At 70.4% G+C, this 21,617-nt stretch carries 20 protein-coding genes; 12 read left to right on the top strand and 8 right to left on the bottom strand.

Annotation, left to right across the window (positions count from 1 at the left end; all coding sequences use genetic code 11):
- The first annotated feature begins 224 nt into the window (after positions 1–224).
- Entirely contained in the window at positions 225–1,217 is a 993-nt protein-coding gene (locus ABT078_RS31635; RefSeq protein WP_351233793.1) for a helix-turn-helix transcriptional regulator, read from the top strand.
- On the opposite strand, the gene ABT078_RS31630 is transcribed toward ABT078_RS31635, so the two are convergent.
- On the bottom strand, positions 1,208–2,128 hold the full coding sequence (locus ABT078_RS31630; RefSeq protein WP_351233791.1) for an SDR family oxidoreductase: 921 nt from the start codon (positions 2,126–2,128) through the stop codon (positions 1,208–1,210). The genes ABT078_RS31635 and ABT078_RS31630 overlap by 10 nt on opposite strands.
- Before the next feature lie 110 nt (positions 2,129–2,238).
- On the opposite strand from ABT078_RS31630, the gene ABT078_RS31625 reads away from it, so the two are divergent.
- Positions 2,239–2,757: a DUF4240 domain-containing protein gene (locus tag ABT078_RS31625; RefSeq protein WP_351233803.1), complete on the top strand. Its 519-nt coding sequence runs from the start codon at positions 2,239–2,241 to the stop codon at positions 2,755–2,757.
- A gap of 636 nt (positions 2,758–3,393) precedes the next feature.
- Here ABT078_RS31625 and ABT078_RS31615 read toward each other — a convergent pair.
- Positions 3,394–3,990 (bottom strand): GNAT family N-acetyltransferase, encoded by a 597-nt coding sequence (locus ABT078_RS31615; RefSeq protein WP_351233789.1) that lies wholly within the window; start codon positions 3,988–3,990, stop codon positions 3,394–3,396.
- A gap of 35 nt (positions 3,991–4,025) precedes the next feature.
- Between ABT078_RS31615 and ABT078_RS31610 the strand changes: the two genes are divergently transcribed.
- Together ABT078_RS31610 and ABT078_RS31605 are read left to right on the top strand one after the other, a co-directional pair.
- Complete coding sequence (locus tag ABT078_RS31610; protein ID WP_351233787.1) at positions 4,026–4,916, top strand: TIGR01777 family oxidoreductase; 891 nt, start codon at positions 4,026–4,028, stop codon at positions 4,914–4,916.
- A gap of 670 nt (positions 4,917–5,586) precedes the next feature.
- A complete protein-coding gene (locus tag ABT078_RS31605) occupies positions 5,587–6,975 on the top strand; it encodes an NAD(P)/FAD-dependent oxidoreductase (protein WP_351233784.1) in 1,389 nt (462 codons plus the stop codon).
- Between the two features lie 549 nt (positions 6,976–7,524).
- On the opposite strand, the gene ABT078_RS31600 is transcribed toward ABT078_RS31605, so the two are convergent.
- Positions 7,525–8,976, bottom strand: a complete 1,452-nt coding sequence (locus tag ABT078_RS31600; protein ID WP_351233782.1) for an NsdA family TPR-like regulatory protein — start codon at positions 8,974–8,976, stop codon at positions 7,525–7,527.
- A gap of 277 nt (positions 8,977–9,253) precedes the next feature.
- Here ABT078_RS31600 and lipB point away from each other — a divergent pair, with 277 nt between their 5' ends.
- The 4 genes from lipB (at position 9,254) to ABT078_RS31580 (ending at position 12,368) form a co-directional block, all read left to right on the top strand.
- Entirely contained in the window at positions 9,254–10,075 is an 822-nt protein-coding gene (gene lipB, locus ABT078_RS31595) for a lipoyl(octanoyl) transferase LipB (protein WP_351233780.1), read from the top strand.
- 146 nt (positions 10,076–10,221) lie between these two features.
- Positions 10,222–11,175, top strand: a complete 954-nt coding sequence (gene lipA / locus ABT078_RS31590) for a lipoyl synthase (protein WP_351233778.1) — start codon at positions 10,222–10,224, stop codon at positions 11,173–11,175.
- Between the two features lie 265 nt (positions 11,176–11,440).
- On the top strand, positions 11,441–11,644 hold the full coding sequence (locus tag ABT078_RS31585; protein WP_351233776.1) for an SCO2195 family GlnR-regulated protein: 204 nt from the start codon (positions 11,441–11,443) through the stop codon (positions 11,642–11,644).
- Between the two features lie 19 nt (positions 11,645–11,663).
- On the top strand, positions 11,664–12,368 hold the full coding sequence (locus tag ABT078_RS31580) for a DUF4191 domain-containing protein (RefSeq protein ID WP_351233774.1): 705 nt from the start codon (positions 11,664–11,666) through the stop codon (positions 12,366–12,368).
- A gap of 239 nt (positions 12,369–12,607) precedes the next feature.
- Here the strand turns inward: ABT078_RS31580 and ABT078_RS31575 are convergent, their stop codons facing one another.
- Positions 12,608–13,075, bottom strand: coding sequence for an RDD family protein (locus tag ABT078_RS31575; RefSeq protein ID WP_351233772.1), 468 nt, complete (start codon positions 13,073–13,075; stop codon positions 12,608–12,610).
- Between the two features lie 218 nt (positions 13,076–13,293).
- Here ABT078_RS31575 and glnA point away from each other — a divergent pair, with 218 nt between their 5' ends.
- Positions 13,294–14,703, top strand: coding sequence for a type I glutamate--ammonia ligase (glnA, locus tag ABT078_RS31570; RefSeq protein WP_351233770.1), 1,410 nt, complete (start codon positions 13,294–13,296; stop codon positions 14,701–14,703).
- A 446-nt stretch (positions 14,704–15,149) separates the two neighbouring features.
- On the opposite strand, the gene ABT078_RS31565 is transcribed toward glnA, so the two are convergent.
- From ABT078_RS31565 to ABT078_RS31550, 4 genes are all read right to left on the bottom strand, one after another.
- A complete protein-coding gene (locus ABT078_RS31565) occupies positions 15,150–16,070 on the bottom strand; it encodes an AlbA family DNA-binding domain-containing protein (RefSeq protein WP_351233768.1) in 921 nt (306 codons plus the stop codon).
- Between the two features lie 130 nt (positions 16,071–16,200).
- Positions 16,201–16,566 carry an ASCH domain-containing protein gene (locus ABT078_RS31560; RefSeq protein ID WP_351233766.1) on the bottom strand — a complete coding sequence of 122 codons (366 nt, stop codon included), beginning with the start codon at positions 16,564–16,566 and terminating at the stop codon, positions 16,201–16,203.
- Positions 16,563–17,678 (bottom strand): hypothetical protein, encoded by a 1,116-nt coding sequence (locus ABT078_RS31555; protein WP_351233764.1) that lies wholly within the window; start codon positions 17,676–17,678, stop codon positions 16,563–16,565. The genes ABT078_RS31560 and ABT078_RS31555 overlap by 4 nt, the downstream gene beginning before the upstream one ends.
- On the bottom strand, positions 17,675–18,175 hold the full coding sequence (locus ABT078_RS31550) for an ATP-binding protein (RefSeq protein WP_351233762.1): 501 nt from the start codon (positions 18,173–18,175) through the stop codon (positions 17,675–17,677). The genes ABT078_RS31555 and ABT078_RS31550 overlap by 4 nt, the downstream gene beginning before the upstream one ends.
- 68 nt (positions 18,176–18,243) lie before the next feature.
- Here ABT078_RS31550 and ABT078_RS31545 point away from each other — a divergent pair, with 68 nt between their 5' ends.
- The 3 genes from ABT078_RS31545 (at position 18,244) to ABT078_RS31535 (ending at position 21,617) form a co-directional block, all read left to right on the top strand.
- A complete protein-coding gene (locus ABT078_RS31545) occupies positions 18,244–19,611 on the top strand; it encodes an NsdA family TPR-like regulatory protein (protein ID WP_351233760.1) in 1,368 nt (455 codons plus the stop codon).
- Positions 19,608–20,426: a class I SAM-dependent methyltransferase gene (locus ABT078_RS31540; RefSeq protein WP_351233758.1), complete on the top strand. Its 819-nt coding sequence runs from the start codon at positions 19,608–19,610 to the stop codon at positions 20,424–20,426. The genes ABT078_RS31545 and ABT078_RS31540 overlap by 4 nt, the downstream gene beginning before the upstream one ends.
- Positions 20,427–20,645: 219 nt before the next feature.
- Positions 20,646–21,617: a hypothetical protein gene (locus tag ABT078_RS31535; RefSeq protein ID WP_351233756.1), complete on the top strand. Its 972-nt coding sequence runs from the start codon at positions 20,646–20,648 to the stop codon at positions 21,615–21,617.

Below are 21,617 nucleotides of genomic sequence, written 5' to 3'. Positions count from 1 at the left end.
CCCGTCCGGCGTGTGAGCACGGACACTCGGCACACCGTCGCGCCGGCGGTCGTTCCAGCCGTCCGGCGTGTGAGCACGGACACTCGGCACACCGCCGCGCCGACGGTCGTTCCAGCCGTCCGGCGTGTGAGCACGGACACTCGGCACACCGCCCCTGCCGGACCCGGCGGTCCCGCCGCCCGCAGGGCGAACCGGCACGGGGCAACGCCCGCGACAATGGCCTCATGCGTGCTGCCCGGCTCATCAAGATGGTCCTCCTTCTCCAGTCGCGGCCGTCCATGACCGCTGCCGAGCTCGCCCAGGAACTCGAAGTGTCCGAGCGGACCATCACCCGCGACGCGCTCGCACTGTCGGAGGCAGGGGTGCCGGTGTACGCGGACCGGGGGCGGGCCGGCGGATACCGGCTGATCGGGGGGTACCGGACGCGGTTGACCGGGCTCGCCAGGACCGAGGCCGAGGCGCTGTTCCTGTCCGGGGTGCCGGGGGCGCTGCGCGAGATGGGCCTGGAGGACGCGGCGTCCGCCGCACAGCTCAAGGTGTCCGCCGCGCTGCTGCCGTCGCTGAAGAACGCCTCACGGTCGGCGGCGCAGCGGTTCCATCTGGACGCGCCCGGCTGGTACCAGGAGCCCACGGCCCCCGACCTGCTTCCGGTCGTCGCCGAGGCCGTCTGGGACGACCGGGTGCTCGCCGCCCGCTACCGGGACGCCGACCGTGAGTTGGAGCCGTACGGGCTCGTTCTCAAAGCCGGCGTCTGGTACCTGTGCGCCCGCGCCGACGGCACGTCGTTCCGGGTCTACCGGATCGACCGCTTCACCGCCGTCGCCCTCACCGATCACCGCTTCGAACGCGACGAGTCCTTCGATCTGCCCGCCTTCTGGGAGGAGCGCGCGGCGCAGTTCGCCCGCTCGATCCTGCGCTCCGAGGTGGTGGTCCGGCTCTCCCCCGACGCCGCACGCCGGCTCCCGTACGTCGCCGATCGCGCCGCCGCCCAGGAGGCTCTGGAAGCCGCGGGACCGCCGGACGGGCAGGGCTGGGTCACGGTCAGCCTGCCCGTCGAGTCCGACGTGGTGGCGTTCACTCAGCTCCTCTCCCTCGGCCCGGAGTTGGAGGTGCTGGAACCGGCGGACCTCCGCGAGCGGTTCGCGGAGGCGGCCTCCCGTATGCACGCCCTCCACACGAAGGGTGCCGAGGGCGCCGTCACCGAGGGTCAGCGGTAGTCGTCCGCCGTCCCGTCCTTGCCGCCGTACACGACGTCCTCGAAGTACGCCCACCCGTCCGGCCTGCTGCCGTCGACGTCCGTGAAGCCGTACTCCTTCGCAAGCCGACCGCTGGAGAGCGACCGGCCGTTCCACCGTGCCCGCTCCGGGTCGGAGGCGAGTGCGGCGACCGCCCGGCCCACGTACGCGGGCGATTCGGCGATCGCGAAGTGCGGCTGCGCGGCGATCGCGTCCCGCCAGTTCTCCTCCCGTACACCGAAGGCCTCCAGCATCTGCTCGGAGCGGAGGTAGCCGGGGCTGACGCAGACCGCCGTACCGCCGACGCTCCTCAGGTCCTCGCCGAGCGTGAAGGCCATCCGGATCGGGGCGTTCTTGGTGAGGTCGTAGTAGAAGTTCTCGCGGAAGCGCCGGTTCGTTCCGGCCGTTCCGTCGGTGACCTCGACGACGAGTCCACCGGGGTTGCGCACGAGCAGCGGCAGCGCGCAGCTGCTGGTGATGATGTGGCTGCGGACGCCGAGCTCCAGCATGCGCAGCCCGCGCGTCAGGTCGGTGTCCCACATCTTGGTGTTCCAGACGACGAGGTGCTCGCCGCCCCAGACGTCGTTGACGAGGATGTCCAGCCGGCCGTGGTCCTTGTCGATGCCCGCGACCAGCGCCCGCACCTGCTCCACGTCCAGATGGTCGGTCGCCACGGCGATGCCCCTGCCGCCCGCCTCGGTGACGAGCTCCGCCGTCTGCTCGATCGTCTCCGTCGCCCTCCCGACCTCGCTGATACGTTCCCTTGTCGTACGGCCGGTCACATAGACCGTCGCGCCCGCCGCGCCCAGTTGTACGGCGATGGCGCGGCCCGCGCCCCGTGTCGCCCCCGCGACCAGCGCGATCTTCCCCTGCAGTGCTGTGTCGGTCGTCATGGTGCGACGGTCGCACGGAAATCCGACACCCTCTGTCCACATTTCCGAAAGGCAGCATTTCGGCGGCTCCACGTGCGCCACTCTCCGCGAACCCCGATGCTTGTCCCGTGATGGACGAGACGGAGTTCTGGGAGATCATCGACAGCACTCGCGAGGCCGCCGAGGGCGACCCCGAAGAGCAGGCCGACCTGCTGGTCGAACGGCTGCTGCAGCTCGATCCCGACTCCGTACTGGACTTCGCCCGCCACTTCGAGGCTCGCTACAACCGCGCGTACCGCTGGGATCTGTGGGGTGCGGCCGCCGTGCTGCTGGGCGGCGCGAGCGACGACGCCTTCGACTACTTCCGGTGCTGGCTGATCGGCCAGGGGCGGGAGGTCTTCGAGGGCGCGGTGCACGAACCGGACGCCCTCGCCGACCTCCTGGACGACTTCGACGAGGAGATCGACGGGGACGGGGAGGAGCTGGGGTACGCGGCGGACGAGGCGTACGAGCAGCTCACCGGAGTGGTGGCGCCCGATCTGGGGATCCCCTCGCAGGCTCCGGAGCCGGAAGGTGCGCCGTTCGACTTCGACGACGACCGCGCGCTGGCGGAGCGTTTCCCCGCGCTCTGGGATCGCTTCGGGATGTGACGACCCGTACGCGTCGCCCCTGTCGTCGCGTCATACGTGTCAGTCGTACGAGTCAGAGGTGCGTGCCGCCCTCGTAGGCATCTCCGTGCGGTGAGGTACGCGCCGTCGTCCGAACCGAGCAGTGCGACGACACCGGCGACCGTGTCCGGACCGGCGAAGCCGGCGTCGATGGCCGGGGCGGGCTTCGTGAACAGCGTCATGCCGCCGTCGTCGGGGAGCCCGGGCGCCTGCTGCCGGCGGGCGGCGAGCCGGGCACGGCCGTGCCCCAAGCGCTGGGGCGGTCGATCGCCGAGGCCCTGTCAGGCGCGCGCGACGAGGCGGGGGAAGGGCGGCGCTGGACGCGGAGCTGGTGCGTGAGGCCGCGGTGGACCCGGCCCTGCGAGCGGTCCTGTACCCGGTGAACCGGGAGGCGGAGGAGCGGCGGCTGCCGGTGCCGGACCGCTGGGGCTCCGGGCCCGGCGCCGACCCGCTGGGGCCTGCTCTCGGCGGCGGCCACGGACGCGGTCCGGATGGCGCCGGAGTCCAGGGGGACGGATGCACCGGCGGCGGGTACGGCGGACACACCGGCCCCGCTCGCGGTGCGGTGTCCGCCGGAACTGATGTGCGGCATCCGCCCGTTGACCTGCGAGGCGCCCGCTACGGGGTGATCGAGCGGCCCATGAGGACGTCGTCGACGTACCGTCCGGCCAGGAAGAACTCGCCGGGCAGGATGCCCTCGACGACGTACCCCTCGGACTCGTACAGCCGCCGGGCGGGGGTGTTGTGACCGAGCACGCGCAGGGTGATCCGGACCGCGCCCTGCCGCCGCGCCTCGTCGCCGGCGGCCCGCAGCAGTGCCCGCGCGACGCCCCGGCCGCGGGCCCAGCCGGCCACGGCGAGGCCCTGGATCTGGCGCACGTGCTGGTTGCAGGCGAGCGGGGTCGGGAACCCGAGGCGGATGTAGCCGGCGATCCGGCGGCCGGTGTCGCCGTCGTCCGTCTGCGCGTTCGCCGACGCGGCGTCGTCCGGGATCGTTTCCGCGACCGTTTCCGCGGCTGTCTCCGCGGCTGTCTCCGCGACCAGATAGCCGTCGGGCCGGTGCGCCTCGTCGAAGAACGGCTCGTACGGCGGCATCGGGCGCGGCAGCACGGCGTGCAGCGTGGACCAGGTGGCCCGGTCCAACTCCCCGAGTGCGGCGTCGTCGGCGAGGCCGGCGGGGCGTATGAAGACTGGCGACGTGTCGGGCTCGGACATGACGGCAACTGTGCCATGCGGGCAGGATGTGACGTATGCGCATCGCGGTCACCGGCTCGACCGGGCTCATCGGTACGGCACTCGTTCGTTCCCTGCTGACGGACGGGCACGACGTGGTACGGCTCGTGCGGCGGCCCCCGCGCGCAGCGGACGAGGTGGAGTGGGACCCGCTGCGGCAGTACGTGGACGCGGCGGGGCTCATCGGCTGCGAGGCGGTCGTGCACCTGGCGGGCGCGGGGGTCGGTGAGCATCGGTGGACGGAGGCGTACAAGAAGGAGATCCGGGACAGCCGGGTGCTCGGCACCGCAGCGATCGCGGAGGCCGTGGCCTCGCTGGAGGTGCCGCCACGGGTGCTGATCTGCGGCACCGCGGTCGGCTACTACGGCGACACCGGCGCCCGCGCCGTCGACGAGAGCGCGCCCCCCGGCCCGGGCTTCCTGGCGTCGGTCTGCGAGGACTGGGAGGCGGCGACGGCCCCGGCGCAGGAGGCGGGCATCCGGGTCGCCTTCGCCCGTACGGGTCTGGTCGTGGCCCGCGAGGGGGGCGCCTGGGGACGCCTGTTCCCCATCTTCCGGGCGGGCCTGGGCGGGCGGCTCGGCAAGGGGCACCAGTACTGGAGCTTCATCTCCCTGTACGACGAGGTCGCGGCCCTCCGTCACATCATCGACACGGACGTTCTTTCCGGCCCGGTCAACCTGACTGCCCCGACCCCCCTCACCAACCGCGAGGTCACGGAGGCCATGGGCCGCGTCCTCCACCGCCCGACCCTCTTCACGGTGCCGCCCTTCGCCCTCCGCATCGTCCTCGGCGATTTCGCCGAGGACGTCCTCGGCAGCCAGCGCGTCCTCCCCAAGAAGCTCCTCGAATCGGGCTTCACCTTCACGCACCCCTCGATCGACACCGCGATCCGCGCGGCGCTGCCCTGACCGAAGGGCCCCGCCCTTCGCACCCCTGCGGCCCGGAAGCCTCCCGCTGCCGACGGGTGGGCGGAGCGTCCGTCCCCGCACGCCGGACGGGCTTCGCAGGCGCCCCACACCACGAGTGGGTCCCGCGTATCCGCCCTCAAGACGCCAGACCCGCTTCGCAGGCGCCCCACACTGCGAGCGGATCCCGCGCGTCCGCCCGTAAAGGCCGCACGGGCTTCGCAAGTGCCCCGCCCCCGGGCGGGTCCCACGTGTCCGCTCGCAAGCGCCGGGCCGGCTTGATGCGCGCCCCGAACCGCCGGGTGCGTCGGAGTCCGATGGAGCCCAAATCCCTCACGCTCGCCAGGGCACAGGGGGATGGAGGCGCGCGGGGATTCGGGGGCGGAACCCTCGCACACGAGGTCTGGGGCGGAGCCCCGGTTCGGGAGGGGCTGGGCGGGGCTGTGTCGCTTCGCGGCTCCGCCGCGTGGGCCCACCGCAGGCGCCCCCGCCCCTCGCGCGCCCCGGAGGCCCCGGGCCCGGACCACCGCCGACGGCGCCCGCCCACGAGGGGAGGCGCACACACGTACGACCCCGTGCTGCCGGGCGACCGACGTGCGCGGGTGGCGGCGCGGCAGGCAGGAGGTTTCTACTCTCCACCCGAACTTCCGCATTGCGCAGGCCGGTTGGGGGAATGAGGCCCCACACCAGCCGCGCCGACCTCGGGGAGGGGCACGTGCTCAGCAGCGCACGCCACGCGGACGTCGTCATCGTCGGGGCCGGTGTCGCCGGCCTGTCGGCGGCTCATCAGCTGACCAGTGCGGGGGTCACGGTCACCGTACTGGAGGCCGCACCCACCGTCGGGGGCCGGATGGCCACGGAACGGATCGACGGGTTCCGGCTCGACCGGATCGGACCTCTGGTCAACACCTCGTACCCGGAGCTCCGCCGCACCCCCGGCCTCGCCGGGCTCGGGCTCGAACTCCGCTCGTTCTCGCCGGGCGTGCTCGTGCACAGCGAGGGCCGGCTTCACCGGGCCGGCGTGCGCCGGAGCGCACGCCGGGGGTCCTCCCACACCCCACGGGGCGTAGAGGGAGCACTCACCGCCGCGCGCGCCCTCGCAAGCGCCCCCCGCACCCCGCTCGGCGAGGCCTTCGAGCAGGCCCGCCTCGCCACGGCGCTCGGCCGCCTCGCCGCCACCCCGCCGAGCCGCCTTCTCGCCCGCCCCGAACTCCCCGCCCTGGACGCCCTGGACGCCCGCGGATTCTCCACCCGTACCGTCAACGGCTTCCTCCGCCCGCTCCTCTCGGCCCTGTTGGGCGACCCGGAGCTCACCACCTCCAGCCGCGTCGCCGACCTGGTGCTGCGCGGCTTCGCACGTGGCCGGATGTGCGTCCCGGCGGGCGGCGCGGCCACGCTGCCGGAGCTGCTCGCGGAGGCCCTGCCGCCCGGCACGGTCCGCACCGGCGTGCGCGTGACCGACGCGTCGATCAGTTCCGTCACCACCGAGGAACACGGCCGTGTCAGCTGCCGCTCGCTGCTCCTCGCGACCGGCGCCCGCACGGCCGCCGGCCTGCTCCCCGGTCTGCGCGTGCCCGCCTTCCATCCCGTGACGGTCCTTCACCACACCGCTCCCGAGCCACCGTTGAACGAGCCGGTGCTGCTGCTGGACGCGGACCGCACCGGACCCGTCTCGCACACCACGGTGATGAGCGAGGTCGATCCCTCCCGCGCCCCGCACGGCCGCGCGCTGGTCACGTCCACCGTCCTCGGCCGCCCGCCCGCCGACCTCGACCGCCGCGTCCGCGCCCAGCTCGCCGCGCTGTACGGGACTCCCACGGACGACTGGGAGCTGCTCGCCGTCCACCACGACCCGGAGGCCGTCCCCGCGATGCCCCCGCCGCACGACCCGCGCCGTGCGGTGCGGCTGCTCGACGGGCTCTACGTCTGCGGCGACCACCGGGACACGAGCACGGTGCAAGGCGCGCTGTTCTCGGGCCGCAGGGCCGCGCAGGCGATCCTGCGCGACTTCGGCGTCCAGCCGGGGTACGCCGCCGCGTCCCTGAGCACAGCCGCCGCGTAGGCCGGATGACGCAACCAACAGAGCAAGCGCGGTTGATACATCCGATGTCTCTCTTGCCAGTGACCTGACAGCGCACCACCGTCCCCGTATCCGGAACCGCACCGACTGCTGTGCCGACCGGCTCAAGGACTTCTGGGTGCCGGCCTCGGACAACCCGATCACGGCCGACGGCCTGGAGGAGGCCAGGGCCGCCCCGGGCGTGACGGCGATCCACGTCCCGGCGCAGGCGGGCCGCCCGACGACGGTCCCGCTGCCCGTGGGCACCACGGCCCGACACGTCCGTATCCAGCTCTCGTCCGCGGCGAACCCCCCTCTCCCTGGCGGAGATCCAGGTCCGCGGCACGCGCGGAGGAAGCCGGTCGGGCAGCCCCCGTCCGGTCGGCCTCCGAGCCCGGACGACCAACCACCCATGGCCGTTGGGCGATTGACGACGCCACTCCGACCGCATCGGCGGCACCGGCCGACCGCCGCAGTCCGTCCGGCGATCGACGACGGACACACGGGTCCACCCGACGTGAAGCGGCACGTGTCGAGAACCAGCCGCCGGCGTCAGCCGATCGCGGCGACGCGGTCCCGGTACGTACGTACCGCGGCCGCGTCGCGGTACGGCTCCAGGCGGCGCTCGAAGTCGCGGACGTACTCGACCGCACGCGCCGACCGCATCTCGGATGCCTGCTGCGCGGCCTCGGCACCGAGCGCGCAGGCCTGGTCGAGCTCGCCGAGCCCGAGGCGCGCGGACGCCAGCACCACCCGGCAGAAGAGCCGGCTGCGCGCGTACCCGGGCGCGCGCAGCTGGAGCGCGCGCTCGGCGTGCTGCACGGCCGCCCGGTACTGCTGCAGATCGCGGTGGCAGTGCCCGAACTCGTCCGCCAGCTGGGCCTCGTCGAAGAAGCGCGCCCAGTGCGGGACCTCGTCGCCCGGCCGCGCCGCGTCCAGGGCCCGCTCGGCCCGTACGAGCGAGGCCGTGCAGGCCCGCACCTCCCCGAGCACGCCATGACCGCGGGCCTCCACCGCGTGGAGGAGGGCCTGCACGACGGGCGGGGCCGACGAGCCCACGCCCTGCTGCGCGACCCGGGTCAGCTGGACGGCCTCGCGCCCGTGGCCCAGATAGACCGCCTGCCGGGCCATCGTGACCAGCACGTACGACCCGTACGCCCGGTCTCCCGCGGCCTGGGCGAGGCGCAGGGCCTGCACGAAGTACCGCTGGGCGAGACCGTGCGCGGCGATGTCGTACGACGTCCAGCCCGCGAGCCGGGTCAGATCGGCGGCGGCCGCGAAGAGCCGCCGCCCGACGGTCTCCCCGTACGAGCCCCGCAGCATCGGCTCCGCCTCGTGCTCCAGGTAGCGGACGAGGGCCTGGCGCGCGTGCCCGCCGCCGTACGCCTGGTCGAGCGTGCGAAAGAGCTCGGCGACCGAGCGCAGGGCCGAGATGTCCCCGGAGGTGACCTTCTGGCCGGGCGAGCGGTCCGTCCCGCGCTGCCGTGGCACGGAGGCCCGGCCCTGCGCGGGAACCCGCGCCGCCCCCTGCTGCACGGCGGACGGGTCCGCACGGCCGACCCGGTCGTCGGCCCGCCCGATCAGCCAGTCCCGGCTCGGTACGACGAGCCCCGCCGGGGTGAACGCGATCTTCCTCAGCTCGGCGTGGCTGCCCGAGTCCTTGCGCCACAGCCCGCCGACGATGTCCACGGCCTCCTCGGGCGTGGCCGCGTACTCCAGCCCCGCGTACACCGGCGCGCACGCGTCCAGCCCCAGGTCCTGCGCGGACAACCGCCGCCCGAGCCGCCGTGTGAAGACCTCCGCGATGAGGGCCGGCGTCGTACCGCGCGGCTGCTGCCCGCGCAGCCACCGGGTCACCGAGGTCTTGTCGTACCGAAGGTCGAGGCCGTGCTCGAGGCCGAGCTGGTCCACCCGGCGGGCAAGCCCTGCGTTGGAGAATCCGGCCTCTGCGATGAGCGCGGCGAGCTGGCGGTTGGGATGGCGCTGCGGGGGTCGTTCCGTCATCAGCTGTGCGGTCTCCTGCCTTCCGGGCCCCGGGGTGCAGCCCATGGGGGTACCTCCTGGGGGTACCTCCTGGGGGTCTCCCCAGGCGCAGCTCTGGGGGAGAAGCTCTGGGGGAGGAACGGCGCGAATTTAGCGGCCCTCACCGAGCCGACCGCCACCTTCGCTTCACATTCATCCGATCGTGTGAGGATTGAGGGCGGCGCTGACGCGTGCGACGCGAGTCGTAGAGTGGCCGGGCGCCATGAGTGCACCGTGAAAGCTTTAGGGAGGCACAACGGTGAGCGAGCTGCGATTTGTCCATCTGGGCTTCGGCGAGGAAGCCGTCGAGTACCAGGCGGCCTGGGACGAGCAGCGCCGCGTGCACGCGGCCCGGTTCGCCGGCGAGATCCCCGACATGTGCCTGCTGCTGGAGCACCCGCCCGTCTACACGGCGGGGCGGCGCACGGAGGACAGTGAGCGTCCACTGGACGGCACCCCGGTCATCGACGTCGACCGTGGCGGCAAGATCACCTGGCACGGCCCCGGCCAGCTCGTCGGCTACCCGATCATGCAGCTGCCCCGCCCGGTGGACGTCGTGGCCCATGTGCGGCGGCTGGAGGAGGCCCTGATCCGCACGTGTGCGGAGTTCGGCGTGGAGACCAGCCGCGTGGAGGGCCGCAGCGGTGTGTGGGTGCTCGGCGACCCGGTCGACCAGCGCCCGTCGGTCGGAGGACTCTCGCTCGACTTCGACCCGCGGCTGCACGACGAGGAGTTCGACCCGCGCCTCAGCGGTCCCGAGTACGCACCGTCCAATGCCGGCCAGCGGCGTGAGGACCGCAAGCTCGCCGCGATCGGCATCCGGGTCGCCAAGGGCGTGACGATGCACGGCTTCGCCCTGAACGTGAACCCCGACAACACCTGGTTCGACCGGATCGTGCCGTGCGGCATCCGGGACGCGGGCGTGGCCTCGCTGGCGAACGAACTCGGGCGCGATGTGACCATCGCGGAGGTCCTGCCGGTCGCCGAGAAGCACCTTCGTGACGTACTGGAGAACGCGGACCTGAGGCCGCGGGTCGTCGAGCGCGAGGCCGCGCCGGCCACGGCCCCGGCTCCGGCGTAGACCGCCTGAGGAATGCCTTCCCCTGGCCCGAGGTTGGCCAGGCGTGGGCCGTCCTTGAGGGCATCCGTGAGGACATCCGTAAAGGCCTCACAAACAACGGGCGTACCCTGGTGTTCGCCGAGGAATCGAAGTGTAGGGAGCCGGTCGTGTCCGCTGTCGCACCCGACGGACGCAAGATGCTGCGCCTGGAGGTCCGGAACAGCCAGACCCCCATCGAGCGCAAGCCCGAGTGGATCAAGACCCGGGCGAAAATGGGCCCCGAGTACAACCAGCTGCACAAGCTCGTGAAGAGCGAGGGTCTGCACACGGTCTGCCAGGAGGCGGGCTGTCCGAACATCTTCGAGTGCTGGGAGGACCGCGAGGCGACCTTCCTCATCGGCGGTGACCAGTGCACCCGGCGCTGCGACTTCTGCCAGATCGACACGGGCAAGCCGCAGGCGCTCGACCGTGACGAGCCGCGCCGCGTCGGCGAGTCGGTCGTCACGATGGACCTGAACTACGCCACCATCACCGGCGTCGCCCGCGACGACCTGGAGGACGGCGGCGCCTGGCTGTACGCGGAGACCGTGCGCCAGATCCACGCGCAGACCGCGGAACGCGAGGCCGGCCGCACCAAGGTCGAGCTGCTGATCCCCGACTTCAACGCGGAGCCGGACCAGCTGGCCGAGGTCTTCTCGTCCCGCCCCGAGGTGCTCGCGCACAACGTCGAGACCGTGCCGCGGATCTTCAAGCGCATCCGCCCCGGATTCCGTTACGAGCGCTCGCTCAAGGTGATCACGGAGGCCCGCGCGGCCGGACTGGTCACCAAGTCGAACCTGATCCTCGGCATGGGCGAGACCCGCGAGGAGGTCAGCGAGGCGCTGCAGCACCTGTACGACGCGGGCTGCGAGCTGATCACGATCACGCAGTACCTGCGCCCCTCGGTCCGGCACCACCCCGTGGAGCGCTGGGTCAAGCCCCAGGAGTTCGTGGAGCTGAAGGAGGAGGCCGACGAGATCGGCTTCTCCGGTGTGATGTCGGGCCCGCTGGTGCGGTCCTCGTACCGGGCGGGGCGGCTCTTCCAGCAGGCGATGGAGCAGCGTCGGTCGGCTGCTGCCTAGCGGCGAGATCATGGCCGCCCAGGCCGTGTGAATTCCCGCACAAGAGGCTACCGGCCGGTAATGGCCGATTCGGCGCGGCCCATACGCTCTCCGCAGGTGGCGGGCGCGTATGGGCCGCGTCAGGGTTTCAGGGAGCTGCGTAAACGTTTCATCGGTGTTTGACCGGCCAGTCATGCCCTGGTAACACCAATCAGTGACTCTGGCTTCACGCACCGCACGCACGCTCGCTCCCGTTCTCACCACGCCCCCGAGGGAGACACCCGCCATGCAGGCCGCGACCTCCGTACGCGCCAACGCCTTCCCGACCTTCACCCAGGCCCTTCGCGCCGTCGAGGCCGCCCTCCTGAGCGGCGGCCAGCGCACCGCCCGCCGCAACGCATGGACCGCGGTGCTCGAGGACAGGCGCCGCGCCAAGGACCGGGTGGAGACCGAACATGTGCTGGAGGCCGCGCTGACCCGCTCCTCCTGAGCCACGTAAACTTCAAGACATGGCGAGGAAGGAACAGGCAGCTGCGGCTGCCTCAGCGAATCCCGGGCGGCTCAAGCAGATCGCCCTGACGTACAAGATGACCCGACGGGCCGACTCGAAGGTCGGTCTTGTCGTCGCGGGTGTGGGAATCGTCACCTTCGGTGTCTTCCTCGCGATCGGATTTCTGATCGGGTACCCGATCTATCTCGGCATTCTGGGCTTCCTGCTGGCCTTCCTCGCGATGGCGATCGCCTTCGGACGCCGCGCCGAGCGGGCTGCCTTCGGGCAGATGGAAGGACAGCCGGGCGCGGCGGCCGCGGTGCTGGAGAACATCGGCCGTGGCTGGACCACGACGCCCGCGGTCGCGATGAACCGCAGCCAGGACGTCGTCCACCGGGCCGTCGGCAAGGCCGGCATCGTGCTGGTGGCCGAGGGCAATCCGAACCGGCTGAAGAGCCTCCTGGCGGCCGAGAAGAAGAAGATGGCCCGCATCGTCGTGGACGTCCCGGTGCACGACATCACGGTCGGCAACGACGAGGGTCAGGTGCCGCTGAAGAAGGTGCGGACCACGATGCTCAAGCTGCCGCGGGTACTCAGCGGCGCGCAGGTGACGACGACGAACGACCGGCTGCGCGCCATGGGCGACCTGATGAGCAACATGCCGCTGCCGAAGGGTCCGATGCCGAAGGGCATGCGGATGCCGCGCGGCGGAAAGATGCGCTGACGTTTCCGACGACGACACGAGTACGAAGAGGGCGCCCCGGCGGATGCGGGGCGCCCTCTTCGTATGCGTACGGGAGCGGGATCGCCCGGGTCCGCCCCGGACCGGTCCGGGGCGGACCCGGGCGATCCCACCCGGACCTGACGTGCGGGGATCCGTACGAGGAGGCGGGCAGGGATCCGGCCGGCCGCGTACCGGGGCAGCGGAAGACCGCGGTCCGACCGGATCGGCAGTGGTACTGGCTAGATCCGCACCTGAACGGCACGGGACAGCCGGTCGTGCAGCCCTCGGCCGTCGCGGTCCCAGACGAGCGCCGGGACGGCGAGGCAGAGCAGCACGCTGCGTACGAGCACGCGGACGACACCCAGCCGCCCGCCGTTCTCGGCGATGACGCGGATGCCGAGGAGCCGCTTGCCGGGCGTGCAGCCGATGGTGCCGACGGTCAGCACGCTCAGTACGAAGAAGATCAGCAGTGCCCAGTTGCCGGCCGCCTGCCGGTCACCGTTCGCGAGCAGCCCGTATGCGATCAGCATGCACAGGGCCCAGTCGATGAAGAGGGCGCCGAAACGCCGCCCGAGCGGGGCGATGGCGCCGGGCCCCTTCTGCGGGAGACCGAGCCGCTCCCCCCGGTAGCCGAAGTCGACTCCCATGTCCTCGGCCGCCGCGCGGGGGCCGGAGAGCCACGAACCGATTGCCTGCCTGTTGTCCACCCGTCCACGGTACTGTGCGCGCTTTTGATCACCCCTGCCCGGGTCGGATCGGCAGGCCGGACGGGCCGGATCCCCGGCCCGGTTAACTTCTGCGAAACAAATGAGTCATGCTGGAGAAATCCTGTCTGCCTAGGGTCGTGGTCAGCGTGTGCCACCGCACTGGCTGCACGACCGAACAACCACCCCGTCCCTCCCGGGTCGGGAGTAGGAGGAGTTGGATGTTCCAGAACGCCGACGAAGTCAAGAAGTACATCGCGGACAACGACGTCAAGATGGTCGACGTCCGGTTCTGCGACCTTCCTGGCGTGATGCAGCACTTCACGATCCCGGCCACGGCGTTCGACCCGTCCGATGAGCTGGCCTTCGACGGCTCGTCGATCCGCGGCTTCCAGGCGATCCACGAGTCCGACATGGCGCTCCGCGCGGACCTGTCGACGGCGCGTCTGGACCCGTTCCGCCGTGACAAGACCCTGAACATCAACTTCTTCATCCACGACCCGATCACCGGCGAGCAGTACAGCCGCGACCCGCGGAACATCGCCAAGAAGGCCGAGGCCTACCTCGCCTCCACCGGCATCGCGGACACCGCGTACTTCGGTCCCGAGGCGGAGTTCTACGTCTTCGACTCGGTGCGTTTCAACACCACGTCGAACGAGGGCTTCTACCACATCGACTCCGAGGCCGGCGCCTGGAACACGGGTGCGATCGAGGACAACCGTGGTTACAAGGTCCGCTACAAGGGCGGCTACTTCCCGGCCCCGCCGGTCGACCACTTCGCCGACCTGCGCGCCGAGATCTCCCTGGAGCTGGAGAACGTCGGCATCCAGGTCGAGCGCCAGCACCACGAGGTCGGCACCGCCGGCCAGGCCGAGATCAACTACAAGTTCAACACGCTGCTCGCCGCGGCCGACGATCTGATGCTCTTCAAGTACATCGTGAAGAACGTCGCCTGGCGCAACGGCAAGACCGCGACCTTCATGCCCAAGCCGATCTTCGGCGACAACGGCTCCGGCATGCACGTGCACCAGTCCCTGTGGCAGGGCGGCGCGCCGCTCTTCTACGACGAGCAGGGTTACGCGGGCCTCTCGGACACCGCCCGCTACTACATCGGCGGCATCCTCAAGCACGCCCCGTCGCTGCTGGCCTTCACCAACCCGACGGTGAACTCGTACCACCGCCTGGTTCCGGGCTTCGAGGCCCCGGTCAACCTGGTGTACTCGCAGCGCAACCGCTCGGCCGCGATGCGTATCCCGATCACGGGCTCCAACCCGAAGGCCAAGCGCGTCGAGTTCCGCGCGCCGGACCCGTCCTCGAACCCGTACCTGGCCTTCTCGGCGCTGCTCCTCGCCGGCCTCGACGGCGTCAAGAACAAGATCGAGCCGGCCGAGCCGATCGACAAGGACCTCTACGAGCTCGCCCCCGAGGAGCACGCGGGCGTCCCCCAGGTCCCGACCTCCCTCCCGGCGGTCCTCGACGCCCTCGAGGCGGACAACGAGTACCTGCAGGCGGGCGGCGTCTTCACGGCCGACCTGATCGAGACCTGGATCGACTACAAGCGGACGAACGAGATCGCGCCGATCCAGCTGCGTCCGCACCCGCACGAGTTCGAGCTGTACTTCGACATCTAAAGGGCAGGGTCGGGCGACCTGGACTGAAGCCCTGGAAATAGGCTGTGACCTGCGAAAACTCTTCTCAGCAGTTCTCAGTGCCACCGCTTGCTTTCCGCCTCCTTGTGCACCGAGTGTGCACCGCCCGGCCAATTCTCTGACTTGACGTCAGAAACGACAGCGAGGGCCGTTACCCCATAGTCGGGGTAACGGCCCTCGCTGCTTGTCCAGACTCTGTGTGCGGCGGCGGCCTTCTTCGTCTCCTAGTAATGGGGCGGGTCGGTGACCTGCGGCGATGGGTGCCGTAGGTCGCTGACCTGGCCTTTTGGTGATGGGTGGCGATGGGGTGCCACGGTCTTGATCGGGTGTCCTGCGGACTGTGTGCGGACTGCCAGGGGCGCTCGCGGCTTCGCCGGCCGAGCAGCTCATGGATCTTCGTAGCCGCTATTTGGTGGCCGCGACTGCCCTCAGCTCAGCAGCCCCTTGAGGTTGAGCGCGTTCATGAGGTCGGCACGTGCCTTCAAGAAATCGTCCCGTGCTGCAGACAGGTCAGCTAGGGCCTGCTCGTATTGCTGACGATCGGATATCTTCCACTCGGGAGGGACTTCGACGTACACCGGCAGGCTCGGCCCATCCTCTGGGGGAAACATGCCCCCTAGCTCGTCGTTTAGGCGATCGAGGCTGCTCAGGAACGCGTCGTGCATGCGCGCGAGTTCGGAGTCGATGAACGCGACGTCGTCGTAGCGAAGATCGTCAAGTGCCTTTCCGACGGCTTGCGTGTACTCGAACCTCACCCGTCGCATTGGAGGCCGGCTCTGCATGGACCGCAACCACTGAGCTTCGAAGGACACGGCAGTGAGGATCCGCTGGGCCTTGGCGCGGTCCAAGGCTGCTGCCGGTTCCTTGGCAGTCTCTGGTGCGCCTGCCTCGTCCTCGGACGGAGCACCAATGACCATCCAACCCGCCGACAGGTGCCGATGCGCTTCCGGAGGACTCCAGAAGACCGTTCGGTCTCCCCGTCGCACAGGGATGGCGATGCCGACCGAGGAGCTTCCATTCTTCCCAGTGGGGGCGGGGATGACGAAGGGGCGCGCAGCGTGTGGCTGGGCCGGGATATCAATGCTCAGCACCACCTTGTCGTCGCCTCGGTCGATCCAATCCAGCCTCAACCCTTGAATCTGCGGGAAGACCCGTTCATCGATCAGCTTGCGATACGTGTCGACGTTCACTCGCTCCCGCGGCACGGGATTGACCTCGGATACGGTCTCGACTGCGTTGGCTGTGCTTGTCTTGAAGCCAATGATGAGTAGCCCGCCGGTGAGGGCGTTGGCGAAACTTGCCACGTCCTTGACGAGTTCCTCCTTGTGATGGACGCCCTGGTCGACCACGTACGGCGTCCATCCAGTCGCACTCTTCGAGCCCTATCAGCGCTTCAAGGTCACCGGTGCTGAGTGCCTGGCGCACGTCATCAATGTTCACGGGCTCAGCATGTACGGCGGGACTGTCCGCGTAAACGCCCTATACCCGTGGCTGTCCCGAGCGGGAGATCTCGATGGCGAGGGCGCCGAGGGCTTCCTTCTCGGGGCCATAGATGGTGCAGATGTTCGCGAGCTGCTGGTCGCGGGTGGCGGTCGGGTTGACGTTGGATGGGCCCTCGCCATCCAGGAGGGCCTCGAAGTCGGGGTACTCGGTTACCCGCAGGACCTCGACGTCGCAGGTCTCGTCGGTGTCCTTGATGCGAAAGCGGATGGTGTCGCCGGCGGCCAGGTCCGCGAGGTGTGGGTACTTGACCCGCACCTCGATGGTCTTGGTGCCCGCGGCGACGAGCTCGAAGTACTGGCGGTAGAGGTTGAGCTCGCGGACGCGGGCGGTGCGGTCGGTCATCGGGAGGGAACGCTCCTGGGGGACGGTGCTGTGATCAGGCGGCCGATCTCGGCGGCCGAGTACGAGCGGAAGAAGTGGCGGGGGTCGGAGAGCAGGGTCTCGGTCATGGCGAGCAGCTGGTCAGCGTACTCGGTGACGGTGCCGGGCCACTGCCGGGTGTCGAGCATCCAAGGGGCGGCTCCCTCGGGCAAGGGGGCACGGCCTTCTCGTATGAGGGATTTCGACAACTTGGCGCCGGTGTCGGTGACGACCTGGGGGCAGAACAGTCGGGCCGGGAGCTGGGCGCGGGTGAGGCCCACGGCCTGGAGGGCCTCGTCGACGAGGTGGGAGCCGAATACCCAGTCGCCACCCTTGACCATGACGTGCAGGGTGCCCTGGGGGCTGGTCAGGGCGAGTTCCTTGACCAGGTTGCGGTAGAGGGTGGCCAGGTCGAGGTACGCGCCGGCGGTGGGCGTGATCGTGGCCTCGTACGGACCGTGGTGGAGGCAGACGGCGAAGACTTGCGCCGACTCGGGGCTGGCGAGGTGGACGCGGGTGCGTTCGGCGTGCTTCTCGGCCCAGCCGCAGCCGGGGTGCGGGCAGGGGACGCGGAGGTGCGGAGTGCCGGTGGAGGGGGCGAGCCACCATCGGGCTGCGTCGATGCGGGGGAGAAGCCGGAGCCAGGTGCGGCGGTAGTGCTCGCCGGCCTGCTGCTGCGTGTACATCTCGATGCGGTGCGGGATGCCCAGGCGTCTGGACAGAGCGGTGAAGAGGGGCTGGTAGAGGGCGGTGACGAGGTCGAGCAGGACCTGCTCGCCGAGGGCCTGGGCGTAGGCGCGCTGGTAACGGTGGCCGCTGGCGGGGTCGGCGGCCAGCTCGTGCGGGGCGTTGTCGAGGGCGCTGAAGAGCACCTCGGTGGGGAGGCCGAAGCGGTCGCGCAGCCGGGCGGCCATGGCGAAGGCCAGGGACTGTACGAGCGAGGTGCCGATGTGCGGGGCGCCGTTGATCTGCGTGCCGACCACCAGCACGATCCTCTCGGGCGGTGCGGCCAGGATGCGCGGGGTCAGGATGTCCTCGGCGTGGAGGAGGGCGTTGGCGAGGACGGTGTTCGGCGAGACGGGGTGCATGGTCATGTGGTGTCCCCCTGCGGTCCGGGATCGCGAGGCTGCGTGGGTGCGGCCCCGCTTTCGTTGCGGTCGAATGCGGCCCAGACGCACTTCCCGGGGCCCGTTCTCTCCTTCACGCCCCAGCTGTCGGCGGTCGCGGCGACGATCAGCAGGCCGCGACCGTCGACGGCGGAATCCTCGGGAACCCGCTGAGTCGGGGCGCTGTCGCCGGCGTCGTGGACCTCGATGCGCAGCTGGTCATCCAGGGAGTCGACTCGTACGAGGACGAGGCGGCCCACGAGCGCCCCGTGCAGCACGGCGTTGGTGACGAGCTCCGAGGTGCACAGCCGCATGTCGTCGAAGCGGTTCGTCTCGCCCCATTCAGTCAGCGTGGCGGCGACGAAGTTGCGAGCGGTACGCGGCGTGGTCCGACGGCGGGGGAAGAACATGGTGCGGTGCCGTCCCGTGGCCGGAACGAGATCCGGGGCGGTTTCGGTTGCCTCGTTGGTGAGTCTGCTTGCCATGGTCAACAGCAAAGCGACTTAACTCATTTGGGTCGGGAGCCAGCACGGGGGCCAAGGCGGGGGCCACTATGGGGGCCAGAGGTCACGTGTTCCTGGGGGACGGCATGGGCGACACCGGGATCGGCGCCTTGCTCGTCCGGCTGCGCACCGCGCGCGGCTGGAGCCAGCAGAGGGTCGCCGACGAGTACAACGCCCTGGAGGGGCGTTCCGCGAAGACCGGCAAGGAGATCGGGCGGTACGAGCGCGAAGCGCGAGTCCCCGTTCCCTACGCCCGGAAGTACCTGGCGCAGGTCTTCAGTGTCGATGTCGCTGTGCTCGACCAAGCCGTTGCCGTCAGCAAGGGGAGGCGGGACGGAGGTGGAGCCGTCGAGGTCGAGATCGCGCTGCCCGCGCCCGAGGCTACTTACGTCCGTGGTGATCGCCTGGCGGAGGACGCGGTGCGTTCGGCGGACTTCGCTCGCTTCATCGCGCAGCGCAACGTCGACGAATTCGTCGTAGAGCAGCTGGAGGCGGATGTCGGCCGGCTCGCCCGTACGTACGTGAGCCACCCGCTGATGGAGCAGTACGTCGAGATCAGGCGGTTACGGGACGGGGTCTTCGACCTGCTGCGCGGGCGCCAGGACCCCAGGCAGACCACTGACCTCTACCTCTCCGCCTCTCGTCTCTGCGGCCTGTCCGCACACGTCTGCCTCGACCTCGGCGACTACGACTCTGCCGCCACTCATGCTCGTACCGCACGGGCCTGTGCCGAGGCGGCTGGGCACGAGGGGATGCTGGCCTGGGTACGGGCCGTGGAGTCGTTGATCGCGTACTGGACCGGGCGGTATGAGCAGGCGGCCCGGCTGGCGCAGGCCGGCCGGCGGCACAGAGCGGGCGGCAGCATCGGCACACGGCTGGCGAGCCTGGAGGCGCGGGCGCTGGCGATAGTCGGCGACTCGGCAGGAGCGCTCGCCGCCCTATCGGACGCCGAACGATCTCGTGAGGCGGTCTCGGATCGGGACGAAGCGCCGGGAGTCTTCGACTTCCCCGTCGCCAAACAGTTCGCGTACGCCGGAACGACCCTCCTGGCCGTAGGCGGACAAGAGCGCGTTCAGAAGGCCATCGTCAGCGCGGAGACGGCGATCCGGCTCTATCGCAGCGCGGATGGTGATGATCAGTCCGTGGGGGACCTCTTCGCCTCACACCTCGACCTCACCCACGGACATCTGCTTCTGGGCGACCTGGATGGCGCCGAGGAGATGCTCGACTTCGTCCTTACGGGCTCGCCGGAGCGCATGTCGGCCAGCATCGTGCGCCGGCTCATCGTTCTCGGGCGGGAGCTGGGAGGGCCGCAGTACGGTGGAGCCGCGAGGGCGGCGCACCTGCGTGACCGACTCCAACACACGGCCGTCCGTGCGTACCTGCCCGCCTCCCACCCTCCGGAGCTGCCGACGTGACCGACCTGTCCGCCGCCCACGACGCGGCCGTCACCGACCGGGCCCGCCTGGCGGGCAGCGCCTACAACGGAGATCGGGACCTGGCTGCCCGGCAGTCGCTCTACCAGTGGCAGACGCCCCGGTACGATCTGCCCGGCCTCGTTGCCCAGCGTCTGGGCGAAGTACGCGGGCGCGTCGTCGACATCGGCTGCGGCAACGGCAAGTTCATCCAGCGGCTTCGTCAGGACCGTCCGGACCTGACCTTGCTCGGCCTTGACATCGCCCCCGGAATCCTGGCCGACGTCCCCGGCCCGGTCGCCGTGGCGGACGCCACGCGGCTTCCGCTGGCGGCGGGCAGCGTCGACGCCGCTCTCGCGCTCCACATGCTCTACCACGTGCCCGACATCCCCCAGGCGGTCAGGGAACTGGCCCGTGTCGTCGCCCGCGACGGGGTGGTGGTCGCCTCCACCAACAGCGACCGGGACAAGGCCGAACTCGACGACCTCTGGCAGCGGGCCGCCGGCGACGTCCTCGGCATAGACCGAGGCCCGGCCCGCATCTCGCTCAGTGCCCGCTTCTCCCTGGAGAAGGCCCCGGCCTTCCTTGGTGAGGAGTTCAGGCGGGTCGAGGTTGTCGAACTGCCAGGGACCATCACCGTCCGTGACCCCGAGCCCGTCATCGCCCACATGGCTTCGTACCGAGCCTGGGCAGACCAGCACGACGTGCCCTTCGACGCGACCATCGACCGGGCCCGTGCCCTCGTCGCCGACGACATCGCCCGCATTGGCGCGTACGAGATCACCTGCCTTGGCGGGATCCTCGTCTGTCGCAGGTGATCCGCCCGAGCTGAATAGTGCTTCTCGGCAGTACCGTCTGAGGGTCGAGGTGAGGCGCCAGCATTGCTGATCATCGATCTTCCGTAAAGCAGTGGACAGGTGAGATTTCGGTTAATGGCTGACCGCGATACTCCTTGGGACAGCGCAGAGCGTAGTACTTGAGATTTCGTTGTGGAGGTTTGCGTGAGGTCGGGGGAGAACGACCCGGCGTATCGAGCGGTGGAACGGGCGTTCATCAATTCAGATCCGCTTGAGCAGGTGGGAGGCCCCCTCGACGTACGCGCGGTGGTGGCGGGTATCCCGGCGGTTGCCAAGGACGGGTTTCTGATCGAAGAGGTGCCTTGGGGCCGCTTCCCTGAGGGCGTCAGAGTTCAAGAGAGCATGGAGCGACTGCGCTCAGGCGACGCAGCCGACGTCGATAGGGCCCTCGACATGCTCGGGGGCCTGTGCGCCAACGACATGAGGGCGGCAGTGGCGCCGGCCGTGCCGTTCCTGCTGCGTATCGGAGCTGATCCGCAGGCTCACCACCGAGCTGATGCCTTGGCCGTGGTTTCCGCGGTGGCGCGTTGGAGGCACCACGGTGTGTGCACGCGTGCCGACATGCTTCGGCCTCGCTACAGCGGTGACGAATGGGGCTTCGAAGTCACCGGATACCTGGGCAACTGGTCGGTCGAGGCCGCCCGTGACACGATCGCGGCGGACGTGGACCTTCTCAAGGCTCTACTCGACGACCCCGAGGCCGACATACGTATGGACACCGCATACGTGCTGGCGGCTGCGTCCGGCGGCGCGCAGGTCATACGGGACGCGCTCCACGTGCGTCTCGACATCGAAGACGATCCGACCGTACGCGCGGGCCTGGTGCTGGCAGTTGCGGAGTTGGCCCGGGCCCGCCATGACACGAGGGCCCTGGAGTGGACCCGGTCGTGCTGGTCCGATCGGACGCAGCCCCCCGAGGTGCGCGTCAGTGCCGCGCTCGGGTGGATGTGCCTTTCCGACGCACCAGTCCCGGACGAACTGCACGCCATGCTGGACAGCCTCGCCACCGACGAGACAGCCCGCGTGATGGCCCCGCTGCCGTGGATGCGTGCGATCGAGGGCAGCGACGGCGATGGCCTGCGCCGCTGCCTCCGCAAGATGTTGCACCCCGACGCACCCGATCTTGAGGATCACTGGGACCCCTGGTCCTGA

The sequence above is a fragment of the Streptomyces sp. NPDC002133 genome (genome assembly GCF_040296405.1).
Lineage (GTDB): Bacteria > Actinomycetota > Actinomycetes > Streptomycetales > Streptomycetaceae > Streptomyces.
This window is presented reverse-complemented; position numbering and strand designations above follow the sequence as displayed.